Source organism: Acidovorax facilis (genome assembly GCF_050626955.1).
GTDB classification, from domain to species: Bacteria; Pseudomonadota; Gammaproteobacteria; order Burkholderiales; family Burkholderiaceae_C; genus Acidovorax; species Acidovorax facilis.
Window position 1 is genome coordinate 1481677 of record NZ_CP192460.1, and the last position, 12347, is coordinate 1494023.

Genomic DNA, 12347 nt, shown 5'->3' on the forward strand with positions numbered 1-12347 from the left:
TGCGGACTCCTTCTATGCGATGCGCTTGCCGTTCAGGTAAATGTACTGAACCAGTCTCCCTGGGGAGCCAGGAGAGTAGTCGGCACGCAGGTTGCCGTGGGCGCCGTGGAACGCATGCGTTGTGATGCCCCCTAGGGTGACCTGGGTGACCGTCGTTCACATTACACCGCAGTGCCCGACATGCAACTCCGCTACAGCGTCGCTTTTCCTCCGAACCGCCCAAGCAGCGCCGAAAGCCGCTTCAACGATCTGTGCTGCCAAGATTCACGGTTAAACGTCAGACTGATGTCGTATGCCCTTGATGTCGATTCGACAACACCACTTCACGTGAGCCTCCAGCCAGTTGATCGATTTTCCTCAACAATGCCGTCTGCGAACAAATTGTCCGGGTGACCATCCGTGTCGGTGTCGTACATATATACAGAAACTCTCATCCCCGCTTTTAGATGGACAACGCGGCCATGCGAGTCGGTCCTCGAGTCCTCTCGCGCTAGCAAAACGAGGCTCCACTCCAGCATTTGGCTGAAGTCAACTAGAAATACAGGCTTGGCCATAGTTCACACCCAGCCTCAGTTGCAGTGTCCGTACATGACCGTGCTGTGGCGTGCCGCCCGTTGGAGTTGGTAAATTCCGTATCCAGATTGATAACCTATTGCCTCCCCTGTTTTTTCTTTATCCAACTATTATTTCCATCAAATATCCATGTAATGAATGGTTTCATCTGAATAGTTGCCTATTTGGTTAAATAAATCAAAAAACCAACGAACCGTTTCAACCGAAAATTCATCGTCTTCTGGCTCAGCGTAGAGAACGCAAATCAAGGCTCGCATAGCTTTGTCTTCCAGATCTTGAATGTTGGTACTTCCGTTTTTTTCATCCAAATATTTCCAACACTCAACACGAGCCGCCAAAAGAGCCTCCGCTTGTCCCCCCCCCTCTAACCAAAAAACCTTAGCTACGTTTAGAGCATTACGCCCAACTTCTGGCAAGATGTGCTGAACTAGCAATAAACAGCGACACATGAATTTCGCCAGAATTGCGTGTGCTTCCCTCACGCTGAAGCGCTGTGTGACTTTTGCCAGATAGGCCTCTAGCCTGACTTTGTCAATCATGCTTAATTCCATGTTGGTCCAGTACATTTCTGCAGCTTGAACAAGTAGGTTTCGGCGTGCCATGGCCACGACCAGAAGTGCCGATATTTACTGCTCGGCTGCTTCCGCCCGCAGGATTAACTCCTGCATTTATCGCCTGGCTCAGACAACCCATTTCGGCGCAATGCCCATGCCAAGGCGCTCGTTGTGCCTGCGGAACGTTTTCTAAAGCGGCTTGAACCTGTGAATTTAAGGTACGAGTAGAGCCTCCCGTGCTCACGTCAGTAAATACACGGTCCCCGATGCGCAACTCAGCTGCGGCACCGCTTGTCCTCCCGGCTGCTCTCGCCATATCGGCCGCCGCCTCAGCGCTTTTCGCCGCAACATTCCCAACCCGATAAGCCGCAATTCCTGCAGCAGCCCCGCCCGGCATCATAGGGATGGCAGCAGCCACCCCATCCAGGGTCATGCCCACGCCATCAACCGCTGCACCGCTCCAGTTGCCCGCACGGACATTGCTGACCAAGCTCTGAAAACCTATGGATAGATTAAAGGCATCCCAAACCGTATCGGCGATTTTACCGTCCGGGTCTACATACTTGTAGGGATTGTTGTTGGCATACGCATAGCGATTGAAGCTGTGCGGATTTTCTGGAGAAAAATCTTTGGGATCAACGCCCGTAAAACGCCCTATCAGAGGGATGTAGTAGCGCGCCCCCATGTAGGAAATCCAGTGGCTTTGGTCGAAGGGCTTGCCTGCAAACCCCAGCTTGTTGTTGGCACCAGCGGCGGGAGCTCTCTGGCGATGCCCGTAGGGCAGGTAGTTTTCCTTCCAGACCACGGCGCCATCGGCATCGGTGGCGATGGCCGGGCTGCCCAGGACGTCGTTGTGAAAGAACGTGACGGTGGTCTGGGCGCCAGCGCTGGCCGCAAAGGCGCCGAAGGCCAGAAGAAGGGCCAGGCGCATCAGAAGACGCAACGAGAAGGAGTGGAGCGTAGAGATCATTGTGCGGACCCCTTCAGGGCGATGCGCTTGCCGTTCAGGTAGATGTACTGGACCAGTCTGCGGGAGCCAGGGGAGTAATCGGCCAGCAGGTTGCCGTGGGCGCCGTGGAACTCATGCGTTGTGATGCCTGCCTGGATAACCTGGGTGCGCTTTTGGTCCCCGTCGTAGGCGTATTGCACCCGAGTGGCGGCGGTTGAGCAGTTGATGCACTTGAGATTGGGAACGCTGTCGTACTCAAATGTTCGGGGGCCGCGCACGATGATGTTGCCCATGGCGTCGTATGAGTGATTTGCAGTGTTGCCTGGCGTTGCCGTCATGCTACTGAGCAGATTGCTGCTGTCGTAGTGGTAGGAAAGCCGCAATCCTGGAATGGTCTGCGTCGTGATATTTCCAGCGCCGTCGTAGGAAATACTTCCAGAACCTTGCGGTGTTCTCAGGCTGGTCAGGCGATCAAGATTGTCATATCCCAAGGTGCGATCATAAGTATCGTCGATGCTGTCCGAAATTTTGGTCAAGTTACCAACACCATCGTACGTAAATGAAGACCGGCTGTAGGCGGTGGATGACCGGACCGTAGAAAATGAACTGGGCCACAGGCGGGAGTTTTGGCTGTACTCCGAGGAGACGCCATTGGCATACATAATCCTGTTGACCTGGCCTGATGGCCAATAGCTGACACTGGTGATATAGCCGGAGACGGAAGTGGGGCGCCCGAGCGCATCCACGCCGTAGCGAACAATTTCACCGGAGAGTGGATAGGTAATGGAAGTTAGGTGGTCGTTATCGTTGTACCCATACCTGGCCGTCCAGGTCATCCCGTTGGCATTTAATGTTTCAGACTGAAGATTTCCGTTCCCATCGTAGGAAAAGCTGCGGGTAGCATCTGTCGAGAATGTCCGCAGTAAACGGTGCCTGTTGTCATAGGTGTGGGTGACAGAAGGCGTAGCGCCTGTGTAATTGACGGTTCTCAGCCGATTCTGGTTGTCATAGCTGTACGTGGTGGTGCCTGAAGATCCTACATTCTTGGATGTCATATTGCCCGCTGCATCCCGGCCGTAGGTTGTTGTGCCAGTTTCTGGATGGGTTGCGGAAATCATGTAACCACTGCTGTTATAAGAGTAGCGCCTTGTTATCCCAGCCTGCTTTGCAGACGTAATAAGGTCCTTGCTGTTACGGTCGTAGTCCATGCTCGCGCTGGAATCAGGCGTAGTGATGGCCATCAGGAATTTTTTGTCAGGATCGCCATATGCGCGGTAGTAATGAATGGTGGTATTGCCATTTTCATCACGCACCGATTTGGAAGCAGATCCATAGTTGATAAATTTCGATGTTCCATCAGGGTTTCGGATTTGAGTCACCCGGTCCAAAATATCGTAGGAGTACGATGTACCCGAACTGCTGCCGGGATTAGATATGAATGTAGTGCGCCCCAGTGCATCTGTGGAGTATGAGGTACTGATACCCCCTCGGGTGACTGAGAATACTCTTCCGAAGGAGTTGTAGTTGATCGTTTCTGTCAGCGATCCACGTGTTGCTGTGCGGCTTCGGCTTGTGTAGCTGATGTTGACGTTATTGCCCTCTGGGTAGTCCACGGATGTGATCCTGTTCATGGAGTCATATCCATAGCGAGTTGTTTCACCCCCAATGGTTTCAGAGGTTACATTGCCAGCGCTGCTAACTTCTCGTGTTATCGAAATTCCTTCAGGCTGGCTTTCGTTTTGTGCAACACCACGGCTGTAGTTGGAATAACTATGCGTTAGCGACCTTGGGAAGGTGGCACTGCTTACATTGCCGGCGCTATCGTAGGTTCGGCTGATCGATATACCATTTTTTGTTTCATTGGTCATGTTGCCGCTGCTATCGAAATCCCGCGTAATGGTATGGCCTGATGATGTTTCGTTTTGTGGCTGCCTGATGATCCACTTCGATGTATTGGTATAGTAGCTGACGGTGGTTGTTCTGTCGCCACCCCTTGTGCCTGATTCGGTGATGGTGCGTGGGTTTCCATAGCTATCGAAATTGCTATAGGCAGTATCGTAGCTACCGCCGTCGCGAGTAATGGTTTTGCGTGTGAGCAACGGTGCATTGGTTTCAAGATAATCGAATCTGGTCACAAATGCACCGGGGCGGACATAGGTTTCTGTGGAAATTCTCTGTCCACTCCAGGTGTATTGTTCAGTTTGTTCGTCGCCAATGCGTTTTTGGATCAACAAACCAACCTTCCAGACGCTGCCAGCGCCGGCATAGTTGGGGCCTACATGCTTGTATGTTGTCGTTCCTTCTGGCGAGGTGACTCGAGTCGTATCCAGAGAGCTATTGCCTCCAGGGGAATAGTCGAATGACCAGCTTCCTCCTGTACTCATTGACTTGCGGCTCACGACATTGGATTTGCTGGCTGGATTGGACTGCGAGTCAAAAAATACAAAATCGTAGGTGTAGCTGATCGTCCCGCCTTGCGGCGTTGTAGCCGAGCGCATGAGATAGCTGCCAGCAGTGGCACCATTGTTTTCTGAATAATCATATTCCCAGCTGTTGTTATCAGGCCTGGTGACGGTGCTTAGTTGATAGACGCCTGCGATGCCCGAGGGCTTGTACGAGTAATCGTAGGTTTGGCCGGCGCTGGTTATGCTGCTAATTCGAGCAGTTGTTTTTCCTGAGTCAATGTATGTAAAGGAAGCGGACCTTCCATCACTAGTGGTAATACTTCGAATTTCTGAGCTGGAAGCTGATGCATAGCTAATGGTGATGTAGTTTCCATTGCGATCTGTGATTTTTTTTGTGTGCCATTCATACATTGGATTGGCGGTCGATCCCGGTCCCAATGCTTGGGTCATGTCATAAATCATCCCGTCGGGGGAGGTGATAATCAAGCCTGTCCCGCTGGTGCTGCACATGGCCTTCCATCGTTGCGTGGTAAGCATCAATGGAGAGCTTTGGCCAGTGAAGGTAAGCAACTGCCGACTGCCATCCGGGAGTTCCAGGATGGGGTTGTCTGAAACGGACTCAAGGTTCTGATTCAGGCAAGGGTATGAATTGCGAGACTTCAGAATGCGACCAAAATGCAGGGTCCACCCCAAGCCAATGCTCGTTCGGGGTTGTGTTGGGTTGGCAGGATCTACACTGCTGCTGTTGTAAGAACGGACGATGGTTAAATCCATTCCACCGTTGCCAGGAATTCTGAGGTCGATATAGTGCCGCTGGAGTGCACCAGTAAACGGGTCAATATTTTCATTTTGGCTCTGATTGACAAATGCTCTGTTGGGCTGAATCCCCGGTTCTTTGTAAAAATCTGGAATCGCCTCTTGTGCATGTCCGATATTTGCTGTAGCAAATAACACGACCCACAGCCATTTTGTGGATTTATTTTTCAAAATTTCCTCCCGGTGATTAGTATTGTTTGGAATCTGCTGTCGATCAATGGGAACATCTATTACATTACCCGTGGTGAAAACCGATATCATCGGTCGCAGTAAGTATCATTTGCAAAAATACCCGGTGCTGTGGCGCACGCGCTGAAGTCGGTGCCAATTAGAAAATTCCTGTCAAGAGTTCGTAACTACCAACTCTGGTAGGTGTTGTTCGGCGACATTCAGGTTAGGTACCTATCGGTGCGAATGCCTGAGGTCTCGATGCAATTTGGCAAGCCCATCCCAAAAAGCCACCGGGCAATCGTGTGACGGTGCAGGGCCCTGTGGTTGGCCTGAGGGGATGCGATGGCTCTGCTCAAAGCCATTTGGTCGTTTGTTCACGTCAGCCCCTGCGGCCCGACGCCTGCGCCGTGCAGCTCGGCTTTTTTGGGCGCGCGCTGGTGAACACATACCATGCATACTGTTCTAAAAATATGGACGAAAATCGGCCCTGGCGCTTCATAGATAAGCGCTGGCAGCTCTGAATATGTGAGCTTCCCGCTTTCCGAGGATGCATACGGCATGGGTCTTGCCACCGTGCCCTCTGTGCCCATGCTCAAAGGCTTGGACGCCTCTGCGGCCGGTATGCAGTTAGCGTGGCGCTGCCGCCAGCACCGCAGCCACTTCGTCGGCCACACCGCGCACCGTCAGCGGCGCGCAGCCCTCAGCATGGTTGCTGATGGTCACAAAAGCGTTCTGCCCCCGGCGCGTGATGCCTGCTATCACGCTGGCCAGTTCCGCTCGGGTGGGCAGGTCGGGGTGGTGCAGGCGGTCGTAGGGGGCGTACAGGCGCTCCGCCTCTTCATAGCCATAGGGGCCATGCACCGGGTTCAGGTTCCAGCGGCACACCAGGGGGCCGGGCCACAGCGCGCGCAGCATGGGCAGCTGGGCCTGCAGCGGCGGCATCTTGGCGTGCAGGCCCAGGCAGTAGGTGGCGCCAGCTTCGCGCAGGACGGCGGCAAAGTCGGGGGTCAGCCATTCGGGGTCGCGCACTTCCACGGCGATGACGCCATCGGATGCCAGTGGCGCCAGTGCGGGCTGCGCGAGCAGCATGGCGCGCAGGCGCTCCAGCAGGAGGGGCATGCGGTCCAGCTGCGCCAGCGGGAGCGGGCTGAGCTGGAACACCAGTGCGCCTAGCTTGTGCCCCAGGCCTTGCAGGGCAGGCTCCACACACTCGCTGCGGGCCAGTTCGGGGCTCAAAAACGCCGGGTTGGGCTGGCGGCCCCGGCCGTCTTCGCTGCGCACCAGGGCATCGGTTACCACACTTGGTGCCTTCACCACAAACCGGAAGTCGTCGGGCACCTGCGAGGCGTAGCGTTCGTACTGGCTCACGGTGAGGGGCCGGTAAAAGCTGCGGTCAATGCTCACGGTGCGCATCAGCGGGTGCTGGGCATACACCGCCAGGCCTTGTTTGGACAGTTGCGTGTCGGAATGTTCGCCCTCCCACACCAGGCCCTTCCAGCCGGGGTAGGTCCAGCTGGAGGTGCCCAGGCGCAACTGCCGGGGCAGGGCGGCGGCCAGGGCGGTGAGCGCATCGTCGTGCGCCATCGCGGTTACCTGGCTGGAGCGTTTGCGCGGAGCAGGCGGCGCGGCGTGTTCTGCGGCTTCGGGCGCATCGGCTTTGGTCGGCCGGGTGGAATGCCGCGAAGGCACAGGAGGTGTTAGGGCTTCGGGGCTGCCGAACAGGTCGTCTTGCATGCGGCGGGCAGGGCGGGTGGGCAAAGAGGCGGATGCGCGGGGTCACAACCCCGAGAACAACCCGCGCTCGTTCAGCAACTCGTACGTGATCTCCGGTCGCTGGTCCATGCCCTTCTTGATGGCGGCCGGGATGGCCTGGCGCGTCTTGCGGCACAGGCCGCGCTGCTCGTGGACCAGGATGGTGATGCCGCGCAGGGTGCGCACTTCGTTGGGGCTGGGGGCAATGGTCAGCTGCAGGCCCAGCTGCTGCTCCATGCGCTCCTGCAAACGCCGCAGGTCGCTCAGGCTGGTGATGTTCTCCAGCCGCTGCAGCAACTTCTTTTCTTCAGCCTGGGTGAGCTGCAGGATGCGTGCCTCCAGCACGGCATCGGGGGATTGCAGCAGCGCGTCCCGGTCGCAGACACAGGCACCGGGCGGGCATTCTGTGCGGATGGGGAAGGGCAAGGGCTGCATGAAGGGGCTGTCTTGAAGGCTGGAGCATTCTAGACAGCCCACCCCGCCCTCATGGCAAGGCCGGTTGTTCCCACGGGTTGTTACCAATAGTGCCTGTGGCAAACTCCCGCGCTTCGCGTTTTTGTTCGTTTGTTTGACCGAGTCTCAGAGAGTTTGCCCACACATGCAGCAGATCATCCGGCAGTTGGCCGCAGAAATCAGGGTTAGTGAACAGCAGGTGCGCGCAGCGGTGGAGCTGCTGGACGGGGGCGCCACGGTGCCCTTTATCGCGCGCTACCGCAAGGAAGTGACAGGTGGGCTGGACGATATCCAGCTGCGTGAGCTGGAAGCCCGCCTGTCTTACCTGCGCGAGCTGGACGACCGCCGCGCTGCGGTGCTCAAGAGCATTGACGAGCAGGGCAAGCTGACCGATGCGCTGCGTGCTGCCATAGCCGCAGCTCCAACGAAGCAGGAGCTGGAAGACATCTACCTGCCGTTCAAGCAAAAGCGCCGCACCAAGGGCCAGATGGCCCGCGAGTTCGGCATCGAGCCGCTGGCTGACAAGCTCTTTGCCGACCCCACGCTGGACCCTGCCGTGGAGGCTGCCGCCTTCACGAAACCGCCCGAGGTGCTGGACGATGGCAAGACCGGTGCGGACTTTTCGACCGTGCCCGCAGTGCTGGACGGCGTGCGTGACATCCTTTCCGAACGTTGGGCCGAAGACCCGGCACTGGTGCAAAACCTGCGCGAATGGCTGTGGGCCGAGGGGCTGCTGCGCAGCAAGAAGGTCGAGTGCAAGAACGAGAACGACCCCGAGGTCTCCAAGTTCCGCGACTACTTTGAATACGACGAACCCATCGGCCGCGTGCCTTCGCACCGCGCGCTGGCGGTGTTCCGGGGCCGGGGCCTGGAGATTCTGGAAGCCAAGCTGGTGCTGCCCGTGGAGCCCGAACCCGGCAAGCCCAGCATGGCCGAAGGCAAGATTGCCCTGCACCTGGGCTGGAGCCACCAGGGCCGCAAAGCCGATGACCTGATCCGCAAGTGTGTGGCCTGGACCTGGCGCGTGAAGCTCAGCCTTTCAACCGAGCGCGACCTGTTCGCCCGCCTGCGCGACGACGCTGAAAAGGTGGCGATCAAGGTGTTTGCCGACAACCTGCGCGACCTGCTGCTGGCCGCGCCGGCGGGGCCGCGTGTGGTGATGGGCCTGGACCCGGGCATCCGCACCGGTGTGAAGGTGGCCGTGGTGGATGCCACGGGCAAGCTGGTGGAAACCGCGACTGTCTACCCGCACGAGCCGCGCCGCGATTGGGAGGGCTCGCTGCACACCCTGGCCAAGCTGGCCGAGAAGCACGGCGTGAACCTGATTGCGATTGGCAACGGCACGGCCAGCCGCGAGACCGACAAGCTTGCCGCCGACCTGATCAAGCTGGCGGCCAAGGTGGACCGCGTGATTGAAAAGGTGGTGGTGAGCGAGGCCGGTGCTTCGGTCTATAGCGCCAGCGAATACGCCTCGCAAGAGATGCCCGATGTGGACGTGAGCCTGCGTGGCGCGGCCTCCATCGCCCGCCGCCTGCAGGACCCGCTGGCCGAGCTGGTCAAGATCGACCCCAAGAGCATTGGCGTGGGCCAGTACCAGCACGACGTGAACCAGAGCGAGCTGGCGCGCACCCTGGGCACGGTGGTGGAAGACTGCGTGAACTCCGTGGGCGTGGACCTGAACACTGCCAGCGTGCCCTTGCTCAGCCGTGTGTCGGGCCTGTCGGGCAGCGTGGCCAAGGCGGTGGTGCGTTGGCGTGAGGCCAATGGCGCGTTCAAGAGCCGCAAGCAGCTCATGGACGTGGCGGGCCTGGGCGCCAAGACGTTTGAGCAGAGCGCGGGCTTCTTGCGCATCCGGGGGGGCGACAACCCCCTCGATATGACCGGCGTGCACCCCGAAACCTACCCCGTGGTCGAGCAGATCATGGAAAAGACGGGCAAGCCGGTGGTGGAGATCATGGGCCGGGCCGACATGCTCAAGACCCTGAAGCCAGAGCTGTTTGCCAACGACAAGTTTGGTGTGATCACTGTCAAGGACATCCTGGCCGAGCTGGAGAAGCCCGGCCGCGACCCGCGCCCCGACTTCAAGGTGGCGCGCTTCAACGATGGCGTGGAAGACATCAAGGACCTGAAGGAAGGCATGATCCTGGAAGGCACGGTGAGCAACGTGGCCCAGTTTGGCGCCTTCATCGACCTGGGCGTGCACCAGGACGGCCTGGTGCATGTGAGCCAGCTGGCGCACAAGTTCGTGAATGACGCGCGCGAAGTGGTCAAGACGGGTGACATCGTCAAGGTCAAGGTCATGGAGGTGGACGTGGAGCGCAAGCGCATCGGCCTGTCGATGAAGCTGGGCGACGCGCCACCGCGCCAGGGCGGCGACCGGGGTGCACCCCGCGACAACCGCTTTGAGGGGGCTGGCCGCGGCTATGCACAACCCCAGCGCCGCGCGCCCGAGCCCGTGCAACAGTCGGCCATGGCGTCGGCATTTGCCAAGTTGCAACAGGCCAAGGGCCGTTGACGGATTGCGGCGGGATGGCCTGGGTTTGCGGCAGGTTGGGGGCCATAATCGCCAGCAACCCCAACTCTGGTGCCTGACCCCATGGAGCTGAACGCACTGCTGGCCCAACCCGTAGCTCTGCCCAGCCTTCCGCGCACGGTGGCATTGCTGATGAGCGAGCTGGCGCATGAAGAGCCCAGCCTGCGGCGTCTGAACCAGCTTTTCGGCACCGATCCGGCCCTGGCCGGGCGGCTGCTGGAGCTGGCCAATTCCCACACCTTCCAGGTACCGCGCCAGATTGCCGGCATCCCCGAAGCACTGGCACTGCTGGGTATTGCCCAGGTTCGCACACTGGTCACGTCGGCACCGCTGGGCACCGCGTCGCGCTCGGTGCCCGGCGTGCACATGCAGCAGTTCTGGCGCTACAGCCTCAACACGGCCAAGCTGGCACGGTCGCTGGCGGGCATCGTGCACCAGAACCAGACCGCTGCGTACACCACCGGCCTGTTGCACGCGCTGGGCGAGCTGGTGATTCACTTGGCCGACCCGGACAAAGCCCAGTCGGTGAACACACTGGTGGCCCCGTTTGACCTGCGGCGCGGCAAGGTCGAGCAGCGCATCTTTGGCTACTGCTATGGCCATGTGACGGCCGGGCTGGCACGCCGCTGGCGTTTGCCCGAGGTGGTGGTGGATGCCCTGCACCACCAGAGCGCGCCGTTTGACAACAATGCCTACGAGCCCCTCGCGGGCGTGATCCACCTGGCGTCCTGGCGCGCCCGGGCGCGTGAGGCAGAACTGGGCGAAAAGGAACTGGCCGTGTCGTTCCCCGGCGAAGTGGGTTTGGCCCTGGGGCTGGACATCGACATGGTGCTGCAGCAAGACCCTATCGACTGGACTGCGAAGCCTGAGGCTGCTGATTACGTGGTGTGAGAGCTGGTTTTGAGCCGCCTTGCGGCTTTGCGAAAATGCCGCCCATGAAAGCCCTGCGCATCCATGCTGGCCCCCGCGCCCGCCAACACCTTCAAAACCACGGGCTGCAGCCCGGCGATGTGGGCGTGATCCCTGCGGCGGCAGGGGGCCCCAAGGGCCTGATCCTGGGTCCGCTGGACCGTTTTATCTTTGGGGAGTGGCTGCCCCAGTCCAGCCAGCCGGTGCATCTGGTGGGCGCCTCGATAGGCGCCTGGCGCATGGCCACGGCCTGCCTGCAGCAGTCGGTGGCGGCTTTCGAGCGGCTGGAGCACGACTACATCCACCAGCACTACGACCTGCCGCCGGGCAAGAAGCGCCCCACGGCCGCGCATGTGAGCGAGCGGTTTGGGCAGAACCTGCAGGCGTTCTATGGTGGGCGCATCGACGAGGTGCTGAGCCACCCGCGCTACCGCCTGCACATCGTCACCTCGCGCGGGCGGCACCTGCTGGGGCGCGAGCACCGCGTGGCCACGCCGCTGGGCTATCTGGGCGCGTTTCTGACGAACACGGTGCACCGCAAGGCGATGGGGGCGTGGCTGGAGCGGGTGGTGTTTTCCTCGTCCGATGCAGCCACGGCCGATGGTGTTGGTGTGAGCGTTGGTGCTGCGTGCGCTGCATTGCCGTTTGGCACCTCGGACTACCGCACGCGCCAGGTGCTGCTGCACGGCGGCAACTTCATGCCAGCGCTGCAAGCCAGCTGCTCGATCCCGTTTGTGCTGCAGGCCGTGCACAACATTCCGGGTGCGCCCCGTGGAGCGTATTGGGACGGGGGCATCACCGACTACCACCTGCACCTGGCCTACGGCCAACAATCACAGAATGCTATTAAATTAATAGCTGGCAGCGATTATCCAACAAGCGCTGGCGGCCAAAAACCCTCAGATTCTGGCCCGACTGCCTCGCCCGGCCTGGTGCTGTACCCGCATTTCCAGCACCAAGTGGTGCCCGGCTGGCTGGACAAGGGACTCAAGTGGCGCCACCGTTCCACCCCGGCGCTGGACAACATGGTGGTGCTGTCGCCCAGCCCCGACTGGGTGCGCTCCTTGCCCAACGCCAAGCTGCCCGACCGCAACGATTTCACCCACTACGGCACCGACAGCGCCGCGCGCGCCAAGGCCTGGCTTGCGGCTACGCGGGCCAGCCAGCAGCTGGTGGACGAGTGGCAGGCGTGGCTGGCGCGGCCCGACATGAACGCAGTGCAACCGCTGTAG

8 protein-coding genes are annotated in these 12347 nt (G+C 59.4%); 3 read left to right on the forward strand and 5 right to left on the reverse strand.

From position 1 onward, the window contains the following. Positions 1 to 692 precede the first annotated feature (692 nt). From ACQ4MJ_RS06740 to ACQ4MJ_RS06760, 5 genes are all read right to left on the reverse strand, one after another. On the reverse strand, positions 693 to 1112 hold the full coding sequence (locus ACQ4MJ_RS06740) for a hypothetical protein (protein WP_431149477.1): 420 nt from the start codon (positions 1110 to 1112) through the stop codon (positions 693 to 695). Next, complete coding sequence (locus ACQ4MJ_RS06745; RefSeq protein ID WP_431149476.1) at positions 1105 to 2097, reverse strand: RHS repeat-associated core domain-containing protein; 993 nt, start codon at positions 2095 to 2097, stop codon at positions 1105 to 1107. The genes ACQ4MJ_RS06740 and ACQ4MJ_RS06745 overlap by 8 nt, the downstream gene beginning before the upstream one ends. Then, entirely contained in the window at positions 2094 to 5558 is a 3465-nt protein-coding gene (locus ACQ4MJ_RS06750; RefSeq protein WP_431149475.1) for a hypothetical protein, read from the reverse strand. Before ACQ4MJ_RS06750 ends, ACQ4MJ_RS06745 begins: the two co-directional genes overlap by 4 nt. A 537-nt stretch (positions 5559 to 6095) precedes the next feature. After that, positions 6096 to 7202 carry a DUF72 domain-containing protein gene (locus ACQ4MJ_RS06755; protein WP_431149474.1) on the reverse strand — a complete coding sequence of 369 codons (1107 nt, stop codon included), beginning with the start codon at positions 7200 to 7202 and terminating at the stop codon, positions 6096 to 6098. 42 nt (positions 7203 to 7244) lie between these two features. Further along, positions 7245 to 7655 (reverse strand): hypothetical protein, encoded by a 411-nt coding sequence (locus ACQ4MJ_RS06760; RefSeq protein WP_431149473.1) that lies wholly within the window; start codon positions 7653 to 7655, stop codon positions 7245 to 7247. Between the two features lie 163 nt (positions 7656 to 7818). Between ACQ4MJ_RS06760 and ACQ4MJ_RS06765 the strand changes: the two genes are divergently transcribed. From ACQ4MJ_RS06765 to ACQ4MJ_RS06775, 3 genes are all read left to right on the forward strand, one after another. Continuing rightward, a complete protein-coding gene (locus ACQ4MJ_RS06765; protein ID WP_431149472.1) occupies positions 7819 to 10188 on the forward strand; it encodes a Tex family protein in 2370 nt (789 codons plus the stop codon). Between the two features lie 81 nt (positions 10189 to 10269). Further along, the gene (locus ACQ4MJ_RS06770; RefSeq protein ID WP_431149471.1) at positions 10270 to 11097 is read left to right on the forward strand and encodes an HDOD domain-containing protein; all 828 of its coding nucleotides are present in this window, start codon (positions 10270 to 10272) and stop codon (positions 11095 to 11097) included. A 44-nt stretch (positions 11098 to 11141) separates the two neighbouring features. After that, a complete protein-coding gene (locus ACQ4MJ_RS06775; protein WP_431149470.1) occupies positions 11142 to 12347 on the forward strand; it encodes a phospholipase in 1206 nt (401 codons plus the stop codon).

Coding starts and splice junctions, on each gene's coding strand:
- ACQ4MJ_RS06740 (WP_431149477.1), bottom strand. CDS start 1,112: ATGATTGACAAAGTCAGGCTAGAGGCCTATCTGGCAAAAGTCACACAG.
- ACQ4MJ_RS06745 (WP_431149476.1), bottom strand. CDS start 2,097: ATGATCTCTACGCTCCACTCCTTCTCGTTGCGTCTTCTGATGCGCCTG.
- ACQ4MJ_RS06750 (WP_431149475.1), bottom strand. CDS start 5,558: ATGATATCGGTTTTCACCACGGGTAATGTAATAGATGTTCCCATTGAT.
- ACQ4MJ_RS06755 (WP_431149474.1), bottom strand. CDS start 7,202: ATGCAAGACGACCTGTTCGGCAGCCCCGAAGCCCTAACACCTCCTGTG.
- ACQ4MJ_RS06760 (WP_431149473.1), bottom strand. CDS start 7,655: ATGCAGCCCTTGCCCTTCCCCATCCGCACAGAATGCCCGCCCGGTGCC.
- ACQ4MJ_RS06765 (WP_431149472.1), top strand. CDS start 7,819: ATGCAGCAGATCATCCGGCAGTTGGCCGCAGAAATCAGGGTTAGTGAA.
- ACQ4MJ_RS06770 (WP_431149471.1), top strand. CDS start 10,270: ATGGAGCTGAACGCACTGCTGGCCCAACCCGTAGCTCTGCCCAGCCTT.
- ACQ4MJ_RS06775 (WP_431149470.1), top strand. CDS start 11,142: ATGAAAGCCCTGCGCATCCATGCTGGCCCCCGCGCCCGCCAACACCTT.